Annotated in this window: 19 protein-coding genes, 1 tRNA gene and 1 riboswitch; of the genes, 13 read left to right on the top strand and 7 right to left on the bottom strand. The window is 54.2% G+C overall.

The window, feature by feature from the left end:
* Window positions 1–10: 10 nt before the first annotated feature.
* From AUQ43_RS00565 to AUQ43_RS00585, 5 genes are all read left to right on the top strand, one after another.
* On the top strand, window positions 11–454 hold the full coding sequence (locus AUQ43_RS00565) for a GNAT family N-acetyltransferase (RefSeq protein WP_232310543.1): 444 nt from the start codon (window positions 11–13) through the stop codon (window positions 452–454).
* Between the two features lie 243 nt (window positions 455–697).
* A complete protein-coding gene (locus AUQ43_RS00570) occupies window positions 698–2,251 on the top strand; it encodes a tetratricopeptide repeat protein (protein ID WP_062953681.1) in 1,554 nt (517 codons plus the stop codon).
* A gap of 148 nt (window positions 2,252–2,399) precedes the next feature.
* Window positions 2,400–2,879 (top strand): xanthine phosphoribosyltransferase, encoded by a 480-nt coding sequence (gpt, locus tag AUQ43_RS00575; RefSeq protein ID WP_062953723.1) that lies wholly within the window; start codon window positions 2,400–2,402, stop codon window positions 2,877–2,879.
* 62 nt (window positions 2,880–2,941) lie between these two features.
* Complete coding sequence (locus AUQ43_RS00580) at window positions 2,942–4,099, top strand: sorbosone dehydrogenase family protein (protein WP_062953682.1); 1,158 nt, start codon at window positions 2,942–2,944, stop codon at window positions 4,097–4,099.
* A gap of 94 nt (window positions 4,100–4,193) precedes the next feature.
* Window positions 4,194–4,267 (top strand) — tRNA-Gly (locus AUQ43_RS00585).
* Window positions 4,268–4,301: 34 nt separating this feature from the next.
* Here the strand turns inward: AUQ43_RS00585 and AUQ43_RS00590 are convergent.
* From AUQ43_RS00590 to AUQ43_RS00600, 3 genes are all read right to left on the bottom strand, one after another.
* Window positions 4,302–4,886, bottom strand: coding sequence for a sigma-70 family RNA polymerase sigma factor (locus AUQ43_RS00590; protein ID WP_062953683.1), 585 nt, complete (start codon window positions 4,884–4,886; stop codon window positions 4,302–4,304).
* 4 nt (window positions 4,887–4,890) lie between these two features.
* A complete protein-coding gene (locus tag AUQ43_RS00595) occupies window positions 4,891–5,349 on the bottom strand; it encodes an ArsI/CadI family heavy metal resistance metalloenzyme (RefSeq protein WP_062953684.1) in 459 nt (152 codons plus the stop codon).
* Window positions 5,350–5,445: 96 nt separating this feature from the next.
* Window positions 5,446–6,204, bottom strand: coding sequence for a thermonuclease family protein (locus AUQ43_RS00600; RefSeq protein WP_232310544.1), 759 nt, complete (start codon window positions 6,202–6,204; stop codon window positions 5,446–5,448).
* Between the two features lie 193 nt (window positions 6,205–6,397).
* Between AUQ43_RS00600 and AUQ43_RS00605 the strand changes: the two genes are divergently transcribed.
* From AUQ43_RS00605 to AUQ43_RS00615, 3 genes are all read left to right on the top strand, one after another.
* Window positions 6,398–7,855, top strand: coding sequence for a TrkH family potassium uptake protein (locus AUQ43_RS00605; protein ID WP_232310545.1), 1,458 nt, complete (start codon window positions 6,398–6,400; stop codon window positions 7,853–7,855).
* Between the two features lie 137 nt (window positions 7,856–7,992).
* Window positions 7,993–8,181, top strand: coding sequence for a DUF3012 domain-containing protein (locus tag AUQ43_RS00610; RefSeq protein ID WP_008889117.1), 189 nt, complete (start codon window positions 7,993–7,995; stop codon window positions 8,179–8,181).
* Window positions 8,182–8,508: 327 nt separating this feature from the next.
* On the top strand, window positions 8,509–9,516 hold the full coding sequence (locus tag AUQ43_RS00615; protein ID WP_062953686.1) for an aspartate-semialdehyde dehydrogenase: 1,008 nt from the start codon (window positions 8,509–8,511) through the stop codon (window positions 9,514–9,516).
* A 93-nt stretch (window positions 9,517–9,609) separates the two neighbouring features.
* On the opposite strand, the gene AUQ43_RS00620 is transcribed toward AUQ43_RS00615, so the two are convergent.
* A complete protein-coding gene (locus tag AUQ43_RS00620; RefSeq protein ID WP_062953687.1) occupies window positions 9,610–11,046 on the bottom strand; it encodes a sensor domain-containing diguanylate cyclase in 1,437 nt (478 codons plus the stop codon).
* 544 nt (window positions 11,047–11,590) lie between these two features.
* On the opposite strand from AUQ43_RS00620, the gene AUQ43_RS00625 reads away from it, so the two are divergent.
* From AUQ43_RS00625 to AUQ43_RS00640, 4 genes are all read left to right on the top strand, one after another.
* Window positions 11,591–13,039 carry a TrkH family potassium uptake protein gene (locus tag AUQ43_RS00625; RefSeq protein WP_181838540.1) on the top strand — a complete coding sequence of 483 codons (1,449 nt, stop codon included), beginning with the start codon at window positions 11,591–11,593 and terminating at the stop codon, window positions 13,037–13,039.
* Window positions 13,040–13,192: 153 nt separating this feature from the next.
* Window positions 13,193–13,789, top strand: a complete 597-nt coding sequence (locus tag AUQ43_RS00630) for a TetR/AcrR family transcriptional regulator (RefSeq protein ID WP_062953688.1) — start codon at window positions 13,193–13,195, stop codon at window positions 13,787–13,789.
* A gap of 3 nt (window positions 13,790–13,792) precedes the next feature.
* Window positions 13,793–14,080, top strand: a complete 288-nt coding sequence (locus tag AUQ43_RS00635; RefSeq protein WP_062953689.1) for a YciI family protein — start codon at window positions 13,793–13,795, stop codon at window positions 14,078–14,080.
* Window positions 14,081–14,083: 3 nt separating this feature from the next.
* Entirely contained in the window at window positions 14,084–14,692 is a 609-nt protein-coding gene (locus AUQ43_RS00640; protein WP_062953690.1) for a DNA-3-methyladenine glycosylase I, read from the top strand.
* A 371-nt stretch (window positions 14,693–15,063) separates the two neighbouring features.
* Here the strand turns inward: AUQ43_RS00640 and AUQ43_RS00645 are convergent, their stop codons facing one another.
* From AUQ43_RS00645 to AUQ43_RS00655, 3 genes are all read right to left on the bottom strand, one after another.
* Window positions 15,064–16,545, bottom strand: coding sequence for an ATP-binding protein (locus AUQ43_RS00645; protein ID WP_062953691.1), 1,482 nt, complete (start codon window positions 16,543–16,545; stop codon window positions 15,064–15,066).
* 80 nt (window positions 16,546–16,625) lie between these two features.
* Window positions 16,626–18,053 carry an NAD(P)/FAD-dependent oxidoreductase gene (locus AUQ43_RS00650; protein ID WP_062953692.1) on the bottom strand — a complete coding sequence of 476 codons (1,428 nt, stop codon included), beginning with the start codon at window positions 18,051–18,053 and terminating at the stop codon, window positions 16,626–16,628.
* Window positions 18,046–18,840: a TVP38/TMEM64 family protein gene (locus tag AUQ43_RS00655; RefSeq protein ID WP_062953693.1), complete on the bottom strand. Its 795-nt coding sequence runs from the start codon at window positions 18,838–18,840 to the stop codon at window positions 18,046–18,048. Before AUQ43_RS00655 ends, AUQ43_RS00650 begins: the two co-directional genes overlap by 8 nt.
* A 226-nt stretch (window positions 18,841–19,066) precedes the next feature.
* Window positions 19,067–19,141: riboswitch (SAM riboswitch) on the top strand.
* Window positions 19,142–19,215: 74 nt separating this feature from the next.
* On the opposite strand from AUQ43_RS00655, the gene metZ reads away from it, so the two are divergent.
* A complete protein-coding gene (gene metZ / locus AUQ43_RS00660) occupies window positions 19,216–20,418 on the top strand; it encodes an O-succinylhomoserine sulfhydrylase (RefSeq protein WP_062953694.1) in 1,203 nt (400 codons plus the stop codon).
* Window positions 20,419–20,541 lie beyond the last annotated feature (123 nt).

Genomic DNA, 20,541 nt, shown 5'->3' on the forward strand with positions numbered 1-20,541 from the left:
TGGGAGCCCCATGATGGCAGATGGCGATAAAACCATTGAAATCAGTATGGATCGGGCGCGGCTTGATCTTGATTGCTGCTATGATTTTATCGCCGCGTCCTATTGGTCTGGTGGGCGGACACGCGGTGAATTTGACCGGTCTGTGGAAATGTCCTTTCCCGTTGGGGCTTATTGCGATGGGCGTCAGGTTGGTTTTGCGCGTGTGGTCAGTGACCTGATCGCCATCGCCTATGTTGCCGATGTCTTTGTGGATCCTGAGTACCGGCGCATGGGGATTGCGGCAAAGATGCTTGATGCCTTGCATGCCCATCGGGAATTGCAGCGTGTGAAACGCTGGCTTTTGGCAACAGCGGATATGCAGGCGCTTTATCGTTTGCATGGTTATGCTGATCTCGACGACATGATGATGATGCGCCTTGATATGGACGCGCAAAAACGCGATCCATTGCGTTAGGGCCGTAGCCCGAAGACCCGCGTGCAGCCAAGAATAACTGCCTGGCGTGGTTAATATTTCATTTCGATAAACCACATGAATAAATCCACTTATTGGTAAGGCTTTTTTGCTAAATTAGGTTTTTGCTAATAGGGCTGCGCCGTGCCGCAACGTCCGGTGAGGGATGTGGTCCGTCTTTTTTTGAAATGCCTTTACGGGGCGATGGCTTTTGCCTGATCCGGGCAGAAGCACAGGGGAGCGCGCATGGCGAAAGCGGCAACAACACGCAAGAAGCGGTCGGCAAAGAAGACACCGAAATCTTCGGCGAAAAGCAAAACAGCCAATCAGGATGATGCGGTTACTGCCGCCAGTGCGGCGACGACCAATTCAGATGAAGTCGAGGCATCAACCGCCAGCGCAGCTGCACAGCAAAGTGAAGACGTTGCCGTGCAGCGCCGTCAGGTGATCAGTGATCTGTTCCAGCGTGGCCTTGCCGCCCATCAGGCGGGCCAGATTGATGATGCCATTCGACTTTACAGTACCGCCCTTCGTCAGAACCCCAATCAGCCAGATGTATGGAACAACCTTGGTGTCGCACTGCGTCGAAGCAAGAAGTTCGACGCAGCCCTGATTGCATATCGCAGGGCCGCCGACATTCGGCCGGGAAATGCCGGGTTGTGGTCGAATATGGGCAATTGCCTGCGCGAAATGATGCGTTTTGAAGAGGCGCTTGTTGCCCACAAGAAGGCACTTGAGCTTGATGACACCGTCAAGTCGCACACGTTTAATGCCGGGCTTGTCTATCGTGATATGAACCGCTTTGAGGCGGCGCTGGAGTATTTTGAGCGCGCCCTGGAAATCGACCCGGATTATGTCGATGCAAACTGGGACCGGTCATTGGCCCATCTGGCCCTTGGTAACTATGCCGAAGGCTGGGCAGGATATGAAACCCGTCGCAAGCTTGCTGATAATCCGATCCGCCCGCTTGATTCTGCGCCGGAGTGGGATGGCAAGACGGACCTGCGCGGCAAGCGTATTTTGCTGCGCGCCGAGCAGGGCTTTGGCGACATGATCCAGTTTGCCCGCTTTGTGCCATTGGTGGCCAAGAAGGCGGGTCATGTCATCCTTGAATGCCGCAAGGAACTGGTCCCGATCATGAAGACCGTGGCCGGCGTCGATACGGTGGTTGAGAAGGGCCGTGCCGTTCCGGAATTTGATGTGCATGTGCCACTTCTGAGCCTGCCGCATGTGATGGGCATCGGTGAAAAGGACCTTCAGAAAACTTCGACCGATAGTTACCTTGCGCCGCCGCAAGGCAAGCGGGCCCGACTGGCACCGCCACCGGGGACGGCGCTGAAGGTCGGGCTGATTTGGGCAGGCAAACTTAACCCGCGCGATCGATCCTGCCCGCTTGAGACATTCTTGCCGATGTTGTCTGCCAAGGGTGCGGCGTTCTACAGTTTCCAGATTGATGAACGCCGGGCCGATATCGACCGACTTGGCCTGCATGCATTTGTCACCGATCTTGGCGATCATATTCATGATTTCGGTGATAGTGCTGCACTGATGCGCGAAATGGATCTGGTGATCACGATTGACAGTTCACCCGCCCATCTTGCTGGCGCACTTGGCATTCCGGTCTGGATGCTGCAGCTTTATACAACTGACTGGCGGTGGATGGTTGATCGGTCCGACAGCCCCTGGTACCCGACCATGCGCATCTACCGACAGGAAAAGCCCGGTGACTGGTCCGCGCCCGTCGAGAAACTGGGCAAGGATTTTTCGACCTTGCTGCAGGCACGGATGAATTCACAGTAACCAATGTGCCAGCGAATACTTGCCTTCCTGTCCAACTCGGCGTAGTTAAGCGGCTTGATTTTGTGGAATGCGGGTCTGGATGAAGGTGCCTTGTGGTGATGTCCGGGCACATTCATTTGGCGAACTGATCTGGCGCAGGAGAATTCTTGTGAGCGAAGCTGCTTATAACAAAGGTTTCCCGGTTTCCTGGGAACAGATGCATCGCGACGCCCGTGCACTGGCATGGCGACTTTTGGAACAAGGCCCGTACAAGGGAATCGTGGCAATCACCCGCGGTGGTCTTGTGCCTGCGGCCATCATTGCACGCGAACTTGATATTCGCCTGATTGATACCGTCTGTGTTCGTAGTTACTCTGACAAGACGCGTGGTGATCTGGAATGGCTGAAAGACATCGAAGGTGACGGCACCGATATGCTGATCATCGATGATCTGGTCGATACCGGCAAAACCGCCAAGGCTGTGCGTGAAAGACTTCCGAAAGCGCATTTCGCAACCGTTTACGCCAAGCCGCTTGGCCGCGAAATTGTTGATAGCTTTGTGACCGAAGTGTCTCAGGATACGTGGATTTACTTCCCGTGGGACATGGAACTGTCGGTCAACGCCCCGATCTCTGAACGCGTTCGTTAATCGACCTGGGGAAACCAACCGTATCCCTTGTAAGGCCGATTGCCAGACAAGGAGATTTCAGGATGACCCGATATTTACGCCCGGACTTCCGTCGCCAGTTGCACAGCGCACGCCGATGGGCCGGGCGTTTGTGTTTGTGCACCCTTGCTGTCGTGGCGATGTCGGCAACAAGCCTTTCAGCCAATGCCCAACAGGTTTCTGAGAGGGTCGCACGCGTGCAGTCATTGCTAAGTGCGGAAAGCGGCTATCGCCTGTCGGTCTTTGCCGAGGTTCCCAACGCCCGAACCATCGCAGTGGCCCCGGAACTGGGCGGCATTTTTGTCGGCACGCGCGGACCCAATCTTTATTTTGTCCGTGATGAAGACAGCGATGGCGTTGGCGAGGAGGTCAATCTGATTGCTGATGATTTCAAGCAGGCCAACGGCATTGTCTATAAACCGGGGACCCTGTTTGTTGCCGATCAGCATCGTATTGTTTCTTACGACCTTGCCAATTTTGATGGCGAACGTCTTGGCCCGCCGCGCATCCTGTTTACCAATCTGCCCGATAAAAGCCATCACGGCTGGCGCTATGCGACCCTTTCGCCGAATGGCGATCGCCTGTTTGTTGCGGTTGGGGCACCGTGCAATATCTGCAAGGTCAGTGGCCTTGAAGGCACGATCATTTCCATTCCGGTCAATGGGGGCGCGCCCGAAGTTTATGCAAGCGGGATTCGCAACTCTGTCGGGCTGACGTTCCATCCTGAAACGGACGAACTTTGGTTTACCGACAATGGGGGCGATCATCTGGGCGACAATGTCCCGCGCGAGGAGCTTAATCGCGCCCGTCAGTCCGGCCAGTTTTTCGGGTATCCGTGGTATGCGGGCAATGACACCAGAAGCCCGCAATTTGCCGATGAAACGGTCCCGGAAGAGGTCATTTTCCCGGAATTTACCTTTAATGCCCACAATGCGCCGCTTGGGTTTGCCTTTGATGACGGTGATGCACTGGTTGCGCTGCATGGATCGTGGAACCGAACCGTCCCGGACGGGTACGAGGTGGTCCGGGTTGAATTCATCAATGGCAAGCCAGTGACAGAAAACCCGTTCCTTAGCGGATTCCTGCGCAGCAATGGCGAAGTGATCGGGCGTCCGGTTGATGTGAAACACTATATCGACGGGTCGATCCTGATTTCAGATGACAATGCCAGCGCGATCTGGCGCATGATGCCGGATGGCTAAGATTTTCCGGATTTGATCAGGGAAATTAAATCGGTGGATCGGAATGTGACCGGCTTGCGTTGATTGGAAAAGCGGGCTATAAATCGCGCGCTTCGCGGGTGTAGTTCAATGGTAGAACAGCAGCTTCCCAAGCTGCATACGAGGGTTCGATTCCCTTCACCCGCTCCAAGCTTTTCCTGACAAAATCACGTTTTGAAAATCCTCAGTCTGCTGCGCATGATGTAGCGGTTATGCATGTCCGTTCGCATGTCGACATGCCCCCGTCCGGGCAACAGGCGATCATTCGGTTTCGCAGGCGTTTGCGCGCGCGTTGAATGCGTGATTTGACGGTTGGCAGCGCAAGGTTGTTCTGGGTTGCAAAGTCGATCTGGCGGGTGCGGTTGAGGTCAATGGCGCGCAGAATATTCTGATCACCGGCAGCCATTGTCGAGATGATCCCGGTCAGACAATCGTTCAGACCATTAACATCCGCATCATCATCAGTTGTTCGGTTCAAATTGTTTGGTGTTTCTGTTGTCGGGTCTGATTGCAGGGCGTCAAGCGCACTGCGTTCGCGACTTTTCTTGCGATAGTAATCAACAAGTTTGCTGCGTGCGGTGGCATAAATCCATGCCGATGGATTGGATGCGATGGCAAGGCTTGATCTGTTGCGAATGATGGCTTCGAGAATATCTGAGACAACGTCATCAACCGCGTCACGCGGGACGCGACTTTGAACAAATCTGTGCAGGCCCTTTTGCAGGGCCTGCCAATCAGAAGATGTGTCGGAAACGGGGGCGAATTTCATGGCGTCAGGCGCAACATACCTGTTGAGTTTCTGATTCCTTGCCGGGCTGTTGGCCGCAACACCCCGCACTTGATGAACCGGTTTCATTTTGAGCGCTGTCGGGATCATCATCAAGGATGCGATACCATTCCCACGCCAGACCGTCTGGTTCCTTTGTCCAGAATTTTGATTGTTTGGCGTGACAGCAACCTGTCTCAGCGACATCGCTTGTGCTCAGATTGCCCGCATGCAGGCGATCTGATGCCGCGTCAAATTCCGACGGGCTTTGGCATTCAACACCAATGTGATTGAGGTGCTCATCTGCGCCGGGATGTTCAAACAAAACAAGTTTCAGTGGCGGTTGGGCAATTTCAAAGTTGGCATATCCCGGGCGTTGTTTGTGAACCGGGGTTGCAAACATTTCGCTGTAGAATTTGATGGCCCGATCAAGGTTTTTGACATTCAGGGCAAGTTGCAGGCGCATTTTGAATTCTCCTGTGTGGTCATTGTGATGCACAGGAAGACGCGTGTTCTGGCAAAAAGATGCAGGTACGGATGAATTAAAAACGGTCCGCGTGGATTATGGGGCCGGTGCGCGGTATTGCAGGTTCATTTCGCGGGCTTCTTCGTCACTGCAGATCTTTTTCAGATCCTTGCTTTCATATTGGCTAAAGCGTGGGTCGAGTGTGCTGAGGTAATTGCCGTTACCATCATCGACAAAGAGGCAACGCGCGTTTTCGCCATCAAGTCGATCCCCTTTGCGCCAATCGGCTGGTGCGATCAAATCACCGCCATGAATGCCGATCCCGGCATTGCCGGCATCTTGCGACAGGCGGTCATAGCGATGGGAATAGCCCGCAATCGGGAATGCTTCGCCGTCGCTGATCATGGCTGCTGCCACATCGCGTTCGCCGATGCCGCATTCGACCACGGGGAAGCCATCTGCTTCGCCCGCGCGCGCCTGATCGCCCGGCCAGCAATGAACGTCAAACGGGGCCATGGCGAAATATTTGCGCAATTGCATGGCCGACGACATGCCGCAATCCCAGAAACTGCCATTATGCAGGCATTGCTGACCAAGTTCGGGGGCATCCATCCCCGCGATATCGACGACTTGCCCGGCAATCATGATGGTGTCGCCATCAATGACCAGAATATCACGCCCCTTGGTGACAAGCCCGCCCGGACTGGAAAGGCCAGGTGAAGTGTCGGCGGCACGGACCGGTGCGCTGTGCCAGTGCAGAGCAAGGGCAATCAGGGCTGGAATAGCAAGTAGGGCGATCAGGCGGGTAACGCGTTTCAAACTGGCCTCTATGGTCTTCAGGAATTTGAGCGACATTCAAACTTTGTGGGAATGACACTACGGTCATGGCGACAGGACAAGCAAAAAGAACGGCAAAATGATGACGCATTTGTCGGGTGAGGGCGCGTAACGGTCAGCGGCCTCACGGGTGCCATGCACAATAACCGGATGCATCCAAAGACGTTTGGCGCTACAAGCGGGTTTGTCTTTTGCTGTCAGGGAAACTTGTTTGTTCCGTCTGCAACCCATCTTTTTCGTCGTCGGGGTGATGGTCATTATCATCGGGATATCGATGATGGTGCCTGCTGCTGTTGATCTTGCTTATGGCAACCCGGACTGGAAGATTTTTGCACAAGCGTCGATTACGACAATCGGGCTGGGTGGCATGGCATGTCTTGCCTGTCGGTCTGATATCGGCCCGCGTGTAACCGCACGCCAGGGTTACGTTCTGACAGTGGTTTCATGGATTGCTGTTAGCCTGACCGGGGCACTGCCGCTTTGGTATTCGTCGCTTGAGCTCAGTTTCTGTGATGCGGTCTTTGAAACTGTTTCGGGTCTGACAACGACGGGGTCGACGATCCTGTCGGGTCTGGATCATTTGCCGCCGGGCTTGTTGATCTGGCGGTCGATCATGCAGTGGCTTGGCGGTATCGGGATTATTGTGACTGCCCTTGCCCTGTTGCCGATGATGCGGGTTGGCGGCATGCAGCTTTTCCAGATGGAAAGTTCGGATCGATCCGAAAAACTCAGCGGTCGCATGCGCGATATGTGCCTGCAGATCGTGATGATCTATTCGGTTCTGACCCTGGTGTGCATTGTGCTGTATCGCATCTTTGGCATGGGATGGTTTGATGCGATCAATTACGGCATGACGACGCTGTCGACCGGGGGGTATGCCACCTCGGACCTTTCGTTTGCCAAGTTTGACACCAGTCTTTCGCTGCACTGGATAGCCATCCTGTTCATGTTCTTTGGTGGATTGCCGTTTACCGCCTATGCGGTGTTTCTGCGCAAGCGGGCGATCAAGGCCGTGATCGGCAATCAGCAGATCAAATTGTTCTGCCTGATCATTGCAGGTTTCACATTTTTGCTGACCCTGCGGCTGTTGCAGATTTCTGATGACGGCATCTTCCGGTCGCTGACCATGGCGGCGTTCAACCTTGTGTCGGTGATTACGACCACGGGCTATGCATCGGGTGATTACCTTTTGTGGGGCCCGGCTGCAGTCATGCTGTTTTTCTTTGCGACCTTTATCGGCGGTTGTTCGGGATCAACATCGGGCGGTTTCAAGATGTTTCGCCTGTATGTCGTGTTTACCGGGCTTCGTGCCCATTTCATGCGCCTGCGCAGCCCGTCGGCCGTGGTGGTCAGCCGCATTGACCGCCATGAAATCACGTCCGACATCTATAACGCCGTGACGGTCTATGTATTTCTTCTGACCATCAGCTATATCGCGGTGACGGTTGCCCTTGGTCTGACGGGGCTTGATCTGATTACGTCGATGAGTGCTGCGGCAACGTCACTTGCCAATGTCGGGCCGGGGCTGGGCAATATCATCGGACCTGCGGGCAATTTCCAGTCCTTGCCGGATTCCGCGAAGTGGATTTTGGATGTTGCGATGGTTCTGGGCCGACTTGAGTTCGAGACGCTTCTTGTGCTGTTGATGCCGTCCTTCTGGCGCGACTGACCCCTGATTTTCTTTTTGATGATTGTTGGTGTCGATCTGTGACGGTTGCCACAGATCGCAGGTTTACTTTGCGTCATTTTGGCACCGTGTATAAGTTTGTAGCGTTAATAACAAACACACAAACAGTGGACACGGACATGAAACTGCAGAAAACGATCACGACCAAAATCGCCGGGGCCCTTGCGGTTCTTTTCCTGGCGGGTGCTGTTTCCGCATGCTCGCCCGAGGTGGGCAGCGAGGAATGGTGTAATGACCTTAAGGAAAAGCCGAAAGGCGACTGGACAGCAAACGAGGCGACCGATTTCGCCAAACATTGCCTGATGTGATCAGTGCATTCGCCTGATCGAACATCAAGACGATCAGCCGATTCTTTTTCATAGTCTGGATATGCCGTCTTTATGGCGGCTAAATCCGCCCTTTGACATCTGCTTGGCGGTGGTTCAGTCGAAGGGCGGATTTTTCAATTCCGGCGTTGGAAAACGGTTTGGAACAATCTGTTGTCTTCGGCGTTAGACACAGGACAACAGCGCGCATGCGTGCGATGCAGCAACGTGGATTTGCCTTGTTTGGATAAATCCCTATAATGCGCGGCCCGCGAATGATCGCGGCAGTCGAATATGACAGTAATTTTTATACGAGGTTAGACAACTATTATGAGTGCCGAAAATCTCCATGTCGGTGTGATCGGCGCAACCGGTGCGGTTGGCGTCGAGCTGATCAACGTTATGTTTGATCGCAAGTTCCCAGTGGGTGAACTCACCCTGTTCGCTTCCGAGCGTTCAGCGGGCAAGACCGTGGAGACTAAATTCGGCACTAAGACCGTCGCGCTGTTTTCCGTTGAAGAAGCCAAGCAGTGCGACATTGTCTTCCTTGCCGTTTCCGGTGACTTTGCCAAGGAATATGCACCCAAGATCGCCGAAGGCGCGCTGGTGATTGATAACTCCTCGGCGTTCCGTCTGAATGACGATGTTCCGCTGATCGTGCCGGAAATCAATGGCGACCTTGCCAAGACCGCAAAACTGATCGCAAACCCGAACTGCACCACGGCAATCGCCGCAGTTGCACTTTGGCCGCTGCATCAGGCCTTTGGTCTGAAGAAAGTGATCGTTTCGACCTATCAGGCCGCATCAGGTGCCGGTCAGCCGGGCATGAACGAACTGCGCGAAGGTCTGGCCGCTGGTCTTGAAGGCAAGCCGGTCCCGGCAGAGGTGTTCTCGTCGCCGCTGGCCTTTAACGTGATCCCGCATATCGATAGCTTCCAGGACAACGGGTACACCCGTGAAGAAATGAAGGTGACTTGGGAAACGCGCAAAATCTTTGGCGCGCCGGATCTGCCGATTTCATGCACCGCGGTTCGCATCCCGACCGAGCGGACCCATTCCGAGGCGATTGTGGTTGAAACCGAAAAGGCCGTTACGCCGGATGCCGCGCGCGACGTGCTGGCAAAAGCCAAGGGTGTGAAGCTTGTCGATGATCCGGCAAACAACAAATATCCGATGCCGCTGACCGCGACCGAACAGTATGACGTCGAAGTTGGCCGCATCCGTACCAACCTGATCTTTGGTGATCATGGTTTGGAACTGTTTGTTGCCGGTGATCAGCTGTTGAAGGGTGCTGCCCTGAACGCTGTTCAGATCGCAGAGGCATCCATCGCCGACTGATCGCGATCCATCGCTGACTGATTTTAACACAACACCCCCGCCTGAACATTCAGGCGGGGGTGTTGTGTTTGCACAAACCTGTGGGCCGGTGTGTCAGGAGAGCGAGATATGGTCGCGTCCGGATGCCTTGGCGGTATAAAGCGCGTTATCAACACGCGCCATAAGGGTGTCGAGATCTTCACCGTCGCGATACTCGGTGATGCCGGCACTGATCGTGACCGGAATGTGATCGCGCCCAAAGCGAACCGGGGCATTGCGGATCTGATCGGCAAGATCGCGTGCCTTGGTCATTGCTTCCTTGCGTTCTGTACTTGGGAACAGGATGACAAATTCATCACCGCCCCAGCGACAGATCACATCTGTTTCCCGAACGTTTTGACGCACCGTTGTCAGAACTTCACGCAGGGCCGCATCGCCACCCGGATGACCATAGCCGTCATTGATATCCTTAAAGCCATCAACGTCAAAACACATCACTGACAGGGGCGTTTTCTGGCGTTTCGCGTTCTGGACTGCCTGTTCAAAGATCATGTCAAAGACCTGGCGGTTAAAGGTGCCGGTCAGTTTGTCACGCGATGCCAGTTCTTCGAGCCGTTTTTGATAGTTGCGCACGGTCAGGAAAGCGACCAGACCAACGATCACCGTGATCAGAAGCGAGATCGCAATATTGATGAACAAGGTGTTCTGCAGGCGCGCATCGGATGAATAGTCGCTTTGTTCGACAATCAGCAGCCAGCCGAATTCCGGCACCAGACGGCTGTTTACGAAATAGGTGTGTCCATCATCCTGATAGCTGATCGAGGTGCCCGGCGCGGTCAGGATTTTGGTCGCCTGATTGCGCATGCCAAGCCGTTCCTGAATGCTGTGCGCATCCCCAAAGCCACTACCGCGCAGGGTGACGTGGCCTTCGGTATCGATGAAATAGATCGTTCGTCCATAGCGCGCCTGATAGGTCTCGATCAGGTTGGTAACCGAACTGACCGAAAGCCCCACACCCGTAATGCCGATGACATTGCCGTTGTAATCACGCACCTGATAATTGACAAAGATCGACAGGCGCGACCGATCAACCGTGTCATCATCTATATTGATCTCGTAGGGTTGCTTGCTGTCACGTGCGCTGAAGTACCAGTCATCTGCCGGGTCTTCTTCGCTGATCTGTTTGATCACGCCGGTCGGGTGATAGTAATTGCGCGTTTCTTCTGAAATAAAATAGGACGTGATCGTACCGAAACGTGACTGGATTTCGCCGAGATATTTGGTGATCTGTTCATGATCCTTCTCGCCGGAAATGACCCAGTCGCGAAAGAAGGTGTCATGCGCCATCAGCGAGGAAATGAAGATCGGCTGAAGCAGATCGCGCTGAATTTCCGAATAGATGTTGTCACTCGTAAGCGGCAGCGTGCTTTCAGAGATTTGTTCTTCCAGAGAATCCCGCGCGACGTAGAAGCTGACAAAGCTCGTGGTCAGGAAGCCGACGGCGAGCAAAAGACACAGAATGATCGCGAAGTATAGTTTCTTTCCTCGCACGGAAAGTCCCCCAAAAGACAGTCATTAGGTAAATGGCGATGATTGTGCTCATCGTTTTTGATCCGCCCAATTTAGGGGAAAGTCGGTCCCGTTGCACGACACAAATCAAAGCAACTTTCGTATGTTTCCGGCGGGGTGAGGTTGCAAGGGCCATAAGAAACCGCTGGTTAATTTATAGTGATTCTAATGTTGAAAGCAGCCCTCGGAAATCACGGGAATCCTTGTTCAATCGGTCGCGGGAAATGCCGTTTTCTGACAAAGCAGAGAGCTTGGTGCCAAGCATCGGATTGATCCGTGACGTGTGGCCAAAGGCACTGGCGCAAGTTTAAAAACCCTGTTTGGTCGAGACGGTCGGCTTGCTTCTGGCGACCGAAAAGGGCTGGACATTGTGGTGTCATGTGCCAAGAATTCGCAGCTTGTGATGAATGGGGTACATGCAGACCGAGTTTTCGGCTATGTAGTGCACTCCTAGACAAAACATCAAACGCATCATGCGCCGTTGTTCCGGGGGGATTTTGCGGCGTATTTGCCAAGAGGCGCTTCATTGATCGATTTCCGTCCCATTCTTTTCATCGTAGGCATTCTGCTTTGTACGTTGTCGATTGGCATGTTCATCCCGGCGCTTGTTGACCTGTATTACGGACAAAGCGACTGGATCGTGTTCTCGGCAGCGTCTTTCGTCTCGCTGTTTATTGGCGGGGCACTGATCATGATGAACCGGATGGACAATCTAAAGATCAACTCCCGGCAGGCCTTTATCCTGACCACGCTGAGTTGGTTGGTTCTGACCGCGGCGTCGGCGCTGCCGTTTGCGTTTTCCGATCTTGATATGTCCTATACCGACGCATTTTTCGAAGCGATGTCGGGTATTTCCACCACGGGATCGACCGTGATTGTCGGGCTTGATTCGGCCCCGCAGGGGATCCTGCTTTGGCGTGCGCTTCTGCAGTGGCTTGGCGGGATCGGGATTATTGTGATGGCAATTGCCGTTATGCCGATGCTGCGCGTTGGTGGTATGCAGCTTTTCCGCATGGAAAACTCGGACAAGTCCGACAAGGCCTTTCCGCGTGCAACCCAGATCGCGATGGGGATTGCGGTGCTGTATGTGAGTTTCACGGCATTTTGGGCGATCATGTTGTGGTCTGCGGGCATGACGCCCTTTGATGCGATTGCCCATGCAATGACAACTATCGCGACCGGCGGGTTTTCAACCAAGGATGCGTCGATCGGGCATTACGACAGTGCGACAATCGACATCATCATTACGCTCGGAATGGCGACCGGGGCCCTGCCATTCATCCTGTATCTTCAAATGCTGCGCGGGCAGGGCAAACCGCTGTTTCGTGACAGTCAGGTGCGCTGGTTTATTACAATCGCCGTAACGATCATTGTCGGTCTGGCAGTTTGGCATTCGGAAACCAATGGCGTGGACTTCCTTTACGCCCTTCGCTACACGTCGTTTAACATCATGTCAGTCATGACCGGCACGGGCTATGCCACCACTGATTACGGGCTTTGGGGCCCGTTTGCGGTGACGGTGTTCTTCTTTGTGATGTTTATTGGCGGGTGTGCAGGGTCGACGACCTGCGGGGTAAAGATCTTCCGACTGCAGGTTCTATATGAAATCGCCAAGATCCAGCTTTCGCACATGCTGCGCCCGCACGGCGTGTTCATTGCCTATTACAACCGCAAACCGCTGTCGGAAGATGTCACGGAATCGGTTCTGAGCTTCTTCTTCCTGTTTGTGTTCTGCTTTGTCGTTCTGGCCGCAGCACTTGGCGCGATGGGCCTGGATTTCATCACCGCGGTTTCGAGTGCCGGGACAGCGATTGCCAATGTCGGGCCGGGACTGGGACCGATTGTTGGCCCATCGGGCAACTTTGCGACCCTGCCGGATGGCGCAAAATGGCTGATGTCCATTGGTATGCTGATCGGCCGTCTTGAAGTCTTTACCGTGCTGGTTCTGCTGTTCCCGGCTTTCTGGCGCGACTGATCGAACCCTGATTATCTGGCAAGAATTGTTTGGCCCCTGCAAGCCCCGCTTGCAGGGGCTTTTTCATCCTGTTGACGAACTAGGACGATTGTCCTATTTTCAGAGTTAGGACAATCGTCCTAAGTTGGGTCAGCCGGGTGGATGTGTTCGAAAATGGCAACAGAAACACGAGAACGGATTGTCGAGGCTGCGGACTTGCTGTTTTATCAGCATGGGTTCGAGGCAACGTCATTTGCGGATATCGCAAGGACTGTCGGCATATCGCGTGGCAATTTCTATCATCACTTCAAAACCAAGGATGACATTCTTGATGGGGTCATCAACCGCCGTCTTGCGAATACCGAGCAAATGCTTGATCGATGGGAAATTGCCGGTTCAGACCCGGCAGAACGCATTCGAAGCTTCATCCATATCCTGATCGTCAATGGCGAGAAAATCCGGAAATTTGGCTGCCCTGTCGGCACATTGTCGTCAGAACTGGCGAAACTAAACCACGCGGCCAAAAGCGATGCGGCGGCGCTGTTTACCCTGTTTCGCAGTTGGCTGCGCCGTCAGTTCGAGCGGTTGGGTTTTGGCGACAAATCCGATGAATTGGCCATGCATATTCTTGGTCGAAGTCAGGGTGTCGCGACCCTTGCCAATGCGTTTGATGATGACCGTTTCCTGCGCCATGAGGTCGAACTGATGTGTGACTGGCTTGACGTGCAAATCGCTGACCTTACCAACAGCAATCATCCAACAGGGGAGTAAACCATGTTTGCGATCTTTCTGAAATTTGCCGAAAACCGCGCAAAGGCACCTGAATTCATGGACGCGCACAAGGCATGGATCAAACAGGGCTTTGATGATGGCGTGTTTTTGATGGTCGGCAGCCTGCAGCCCAATATGGGCGGTGCGGTTCTGGCCCACGGTGTTTCGCGCGAGGAGATTGAAGCGCGCGTGAATGAAGATCCGTTCGTTGCAGAAGACATCGTGACGGCCGAAATTCTGGAAATCTCGCCGGCGCGTGCTGATCAACGTCTTGATTTCCTGATGGGGTAAGCAATGAGCAAAACAACAATCGGGTCGGACGGGAAATGCCGGTGCGCGTGGTGTGATGCCGCCCCTGAATTTAACGCTTATCACGATACGGAATGGGGCTTTCCGGTTGTCGATGACATCCGGCTGTTTGAGAAAATCTGTCTTGAAGGATTTCAGTCGGGGTTAAGCTGGCGCACAATCCTGAGCAAGCGCGAGAATTTCCGCGAAGCCTTTGCCGGTTTCGATTTTCACAAGGTTGCCCAGTTTGATGATGCAGATGTTGAACGTTTGCTCGGAAATGCGGGCATCATTCGCCATCGCGGCAAGATCGAGGCATCCATCAACAATGCCAAACGGGCCTGTGAGATGGTTGCGCAGGAAGGATCGCTTGCCGCCTATTTCTGGCGGTTTGAACCAAAATCGGATGAAGTTGACCCACCACAGTCGATGTCAACGTCGCCGACATCTGTTGCCCTTTCCAAGGACCTCAAGAAACGGGGCTGGAAGTTCGTCGGGCCGACCACGGTGTTTGCCTTTATGCAGGCGATGGGGTTGATCAATGATCATGCGCAAGGCTGCTTTTTGCGCCAGCAGATTGACGACATACGTGCGTCATTTGTACGCCCTGTCTGAGCGGGCCCAAAAAAACACCCCTTGCCCGTATCTGGACAAGGGGTTTTGAGGGCGGGGATCATTTCAGATCCCCAGATGATAATCCGGCAAGGATTATGGGGTCGTAGACCTGCAGTTTCACTTGAGGTGCCGACGTCAAGGGAGGGTGCAACAGGGGATAGGAAGGCTTCAAAAAGAATACCGTGCACGCTCAAGTGAGTTTGGCGATACCGAACCCTGGGTCAGGAGCGGATCGGGGATCGGGATCGGGCCCGGCATCGCCATACCCAAAGGTCGCAAATACTGTTCAAAAGATAAAATCGAATATGAAATAAAAATCGATAGATAAAATCGATTAACAGGGTGCGCCATGATGGTGCATTGCGGTGATATCAGCTGCCAATCGGCAATTTGACGGTGAAAACAGCACCATCCGGCCCTGTTGCAGTGAGGCGAAGTTCCCCGTTATGGGTGCTGATCAGTTCACGTGCGATGGCAAGACCAAGTCCGGTGCCGCCCTGGCGTCCGCTTCCGGCAAAGGGTACGAACAGGTTTTTGATCGCCTTTTCGGGCAGTCCCGGGCCGTTATCGGCAATGATTACGTCAATGAAACTGCGGGCCTTGTCCGATTCGTCGCCGTTTGACGCATCTTTTCGGATTTTATGCGTGATGCGCACCAGATTGGCTCCCGCTTCGAGCGGATTGCGCATCAGGTTGCTAAAGGCGCGAAACAGCATGTCATAGTCGGCCTCAAGCGTAACATCATCGGGAAGGTCTATTTCGATGCGGGCCGGGCAATTTTTTTCATCGTCATCTGCTTTGGCCATTGTGCCATCAAGCAGCGTTTCGGATTTTTGCAGCAAGATCTGATCGCGGATTTCCTCGATCAGCTCAATGAGTGTGAAGGTTGCAAGATCGCGCGGCGGTGGCGTTTCGCGCGCAAATGACAGGGTTTGTTCACTGATATAAACCGCGCGTTCCATTGATGATAACAGGCGCGGCACAACAGCCCGGACTTCGTTATCTTCGCTTTTGGCAAGCTGTTCGGTCATCAACATGGACGTCGCCAGCGCATTGCGCAGATCGTGGCTGATCTTGGTTGCTGCCGTGCCAAGTGCTGCAAGCCTGCGGCGCTGATTGAGCATCGCCTGAAGGTCTTGTTGCATAATCGCCAGTTCTTGCCGGGCGACGCCAATTTCGTCATCGCGGTCGCCCGGCGTGATGAGCGATGCCTTGTCTTGCGGGTCTTCGCGAAAGCGGATCATGTCGTGGGTGAGCGTGCGCATTGGCCGCACCAGCAAGCGGTTAAGGGCGAAATAGACAAGGCCGGCCGTAAAGAACGAAATCATCAGTGACAGGCCAAACACCCGCCAGCCGAAATTGCGCATGGCCTCGGTCAGACGATCTTCGTGGACAAGGACTTCTATCTCGAAATCCGGTGCCATGGATGGCATCCCAACCACGCGCAGCACCCGGTTTTCGGTCTGGCTTAGCGTTGATAACCCCTCCATCAAGGCCATCGGGATCGAGAAATCCGTCAGTTGGATATCCTTGTCGACCTTGGCGGGCATATCGTCACGCTGCAAAAGCAATTTGCGGTCTTCACGTCGCAGAATGACCGCCTCAATCCCGGCATTCGACAGAAGTTCGCGTTCGAGGTCATCGGGGATCATCTGATCCGGGGTGGCTTCAAGCGCAAGGGCTGCGAGATAACCGGAATCAAGATGGGCCTTTAGCCAATCAATCCGAAAGCGCGCAACCGAGGGGGCGAAAACAAATACCTCTGCCAGCATGACAAAGCTGACCGTCAGCACCAACAGGCGTGCGGAGAGGGATTTGGCCCAAGGGGGCAATTTCAGCTGCCGATTGTTCATAATTGAATCTTAGGCCAGGAAGTCAAAGAAAGTACAGCGATACAGACGTTTGTTTTCAGGGGCGATGGCCAGGAACCCGGTTAGGCGAATTTAAGCAGAAAGCGGACCAGCTTGCGGGTTTTCTCGCCAAACAGGCTTGGCGTGTACCACGCCCCGGCGACGCGTTTGGAAATTTCACCAAGGGTTGGATAAGGCGCGATCATGCCTGCGATGGCCCCGATCTTCATTTTCTTGCTGATCGCAAGCGACCAGACACCAATGAGCTCCCCCGCTTGTCGTCCGACGATGGCAGCCCCCAAAATTCGGCCCTTGCGCGTGGTAGTAACCTTGATGAAGCCTGTGGTGTCGGCCTCTGCGCGTGCGCGGTCGTTTTCTGCGTAATCCCAGGTCACAACGCGAATGTCATCGCCAAACTTTTTGCGGGCGGCCATTTCCGTCAGGCCAACCTGTGCCAGTTCCGGGTTGGTATAGGTCACCCATGGCACGGCACTGTGATCAACCTTGGCCGGAAGACGGAAAAGCGCATTGCGGATCACAATGCCCGCGTCATAACCCGCCATATGGGTGAATTGCAGGCCACCTGTCACATCGCCGATGGCAAATACCTTGTGGTTTGATGTGCGTAAACGCGCATCGACTGAAATACCCTGTTCGCTGCGATCAATACCGGCGTCCTTCAGGCCGAGATTCTCAACGTTCGGTTTGCGCCCGGCGGCCAGCAACAGGTGACTGCCTTCAAGGGTGATTTCGATGCCTTCGTGTTCGATTACGGCCCTGATTTGGTCGTTTACCTCAAGGAATTCCTTGGTTTTGGCATGTTCGTACAGGCTGATGCCATCGGCCTTGATGCGGTCGCGGACCACAGCCACCAGATCGGGGTCGTCCTTGGGCAGGATGGTGCCCATTTCGATTACCGTGACCTTCGCGCCCAGTTGATGGTGGGCCTGGGCCATTTCCAGCCCGATGGGACCGCCACCAATGATAATCAGGTGGTCAGGGCGGACACGGTTTTCAAAAATGGTTTCGTTGGTAAGGTAACATACGCTTTCAAGTCCCGGGATTGGCGGCACAGCAGCCCGAGAACCGGTGGCGATGACAAACCGTTTGGCCTTGATTGTCGTTTCACCTGCCACGACTTCGGCGGGACCGGTAAAGCGGGCCTCTGCCTGAATGACGGTGCATCCCAGTTCTTCAAACCGCTCGACGGAGTCATGGGGAGCAATGCCGGAAATGACGGAATGAACGTGGTCGATTGCCCGGCCAAAGTCGATCTCCACCGGCCCGGTCGATACGCCAAATCGTGAAGCACTACGTGCATTTTCCGCCGCGTGACCGGCCGCCAACAGGGCCTTGGATGGAACGCACCCGGTATTCAGGCAGTCACCGCCCATCTTGCCCTTTTCAATCAGGACAACTTTTGCGCCCATCTGAACCGCACCGGCGGCAACTGACAGACCGCCTGAGCCCGCGCCGATCACGCAAATATCGGTATGGATGACCTTATTCATGGCGGTTCGCCCCGGTTTTTCGTTGGCGTAGTTTCTTATAGGCGACGGGCAGCAGTGCCAGTACCGCCAGTCCGACAATCGGGGTCAGAATACGGGGTTCGAAAATGATCCCAAGATCGGGTGTCTTGCCCTGATCAAATAAGGCCCCCAAACCATCGCCGATCGAGGCATATACAAAAGTCCCCGGAATGATGCCGATCATGGTGCCGAATACAAATGAGCGCAATTTGACGCCAAGAAGCGCGGGCACAAGATTGACCAGCCAGAACGGAAAGATCGGAATCAGGCGCAAGACCATCAGGTAGCTAAAGGCGTTTTCAGCAAAGCCTTCCTCCATCTTGCGCACAGCATTTCCGGCCTTGGCACGCATCAGATCATAAAAGGCATATCGGGCGGCAAGATAAACGACCGTTGCACCAATGGTTGCAGCGACCACAACATAGGATGTGGCAAGGAAAGACCCGAACAGAAAACCGCCGGTGATCGTCAGCACCGAACCGATGGGCAAGGACAGGGCAACGGAAACGACATAAAGCCCCATAAAGACCAGAACGCTGGATACCGGGTTATTGGTAACAAAATCCTGCAACAGATCGCGATTTTCGCGCAGCGTTTCAAACGACAGCAAATCCAGAACACCAGCCGACCAGGCAAGAACCAATCCGCCAATCAAGATCATCACAGGCATAAGCTTGCGCCAGAGCGGCTTTGACGGGATTGTGATTTCCGATTGGTTATCTGGTTTCTTATCGGACACGTGTGACACCATTGAACTGGTTTTGGTCATTGATTTCAGGCTCTTGCAAGTCGATCATTTGGCACGATATGCAAATCCCAAACAACAGGATCGCATTATTTGATCCAACATTAGAGAGAAATTTCAAAACTTGCTCATGAACTGCTTTCACCATTCCGTGAGGAGAATTTGTGGAATGCGACGCGCATCAGGGCGTGCATATGCGCAAAAATCCTGAGGGAGTGGCGCTTGACGTAGGGAAAAACTGGACGTATCGTCTGCGCATCGTGGGATTTGTCGACCGGCTTGCGGCCACGTAAAAAATCGCTAAAGAGGGGTGATCTGGCTTCGGCCCTGACCCATTCACGCCGGTCAGGGTTTTTTTGTGTCCGGACCGCATCACTTCGGGCATGTAGGAGCAAGACGATGACGACCGAAAAAAAGGCTTCCGATAACTGGCGCGCAGCGACCCGCTCTGTCCGTGGTGGCACAGCGCGCAGCGGCTTTTGCGAGACCTCCGAAGCCATCTTCATGAATTCCGGCTATGTGTATGATACCGCTGCCGAGGCAGAGGCCTCCTTTGATGGCAGTGGTCCGGAACGTTTTGTTTATTCCCGTTTCGCCAATCCGACCGTTGGCATGTTTGAAGAGCGCCTTGCCCTGATTGAAGGTGCGCAATATTGCCGTGCGACGGCATCGGGCATGTCGGCTGTCTGGAATGCCCTGGCTGCAAGCACAAAGGCAGGTGGTCGCGTGGTTGGGTCGCGCGCGCTTTTTGGTTCATGCGAATTCATTCTTACAACCCTTTTGCCGCGTTTTGGTGTTGAAACCGAACTGGTCGATGGCACGGACAAAGCGGCATGGGAAAAGGCGCTTTCCAAACCGGCAGATGCGGTTTTTCTTGAAACGCCGTCGAACCCGACGCTTGAGGTGCTCGATATCCCGTTTATTGCCGAACTGGCCCATAAGGCCGGTGCCAGGGTTGTTGTTGATAACGTCTTTGCCACACCGATCCTCCAAAAGCCGATGGAGCTGGGTGCCGATATCGTCGTTTATTCCGCGACCAAGCATATTGATGGCCAGGGCCGCTGCCTTGGCGGGGCGATCCTGTTTAATGACAAGGAATGGCACGACGACCACCTGACCACCTTCCTGCGTCATACCGGGCCAAGCATGAGCCCGTTCAACGCATGGGTGTTGCTCAAGGGTCTGGAGACCCTGAGCCTTCGCGTCGATCAACATATTCGTAATGCGACAGCACTGGCGGAATTTCTGACGGAACAGCCACAGGTGTCACGCGTTCTGTATCCGGGACTGAAAAGTCACCCGCAGCATGAATTGGCAATGCGCCAGATGTCTGGCCGTGGTGGTGGATTGATCGCAATTGAGCTTTCCGGGGGCAAGGCAGCGGCGTTTTCGCTGCTTGATAACCTCAAGCTCATTGATATTTCCAACAACCTTGGTGATGCAAAAAGTCTGGCAACCCATCCCTGGACCACGACCCACCAGCGTGTACCAGCCGAGGACAAGGTCGCGATGGGCATTACCGAAGGCATGCTGCGTTTATCTGTCGGTCTGGAAGATATTGATGACCTCAAGGAAGACCTGTTGGCTGCCCTTGCCGTTTAAAAGGTTCGGACAACAGTAATCCCGACATCGATCCGGCCCGTACATTGTGCGGGCCCTTTCGTATCTGCCCCGCGATAGGCCCCGTTTTGTTTTAACTGGCGGCTGGCACTTTCGGGATGGATT

The sequence above is a fragment of the Thalassospira sp. MCCC 1A01148 genome (genome assembly GCF_001613795.1).
GTDB lineage: Bacteria > Pseudomonadota > Alphaproteobacteria > Rhodospirillales > Thalassospiraceae > Thalassospira.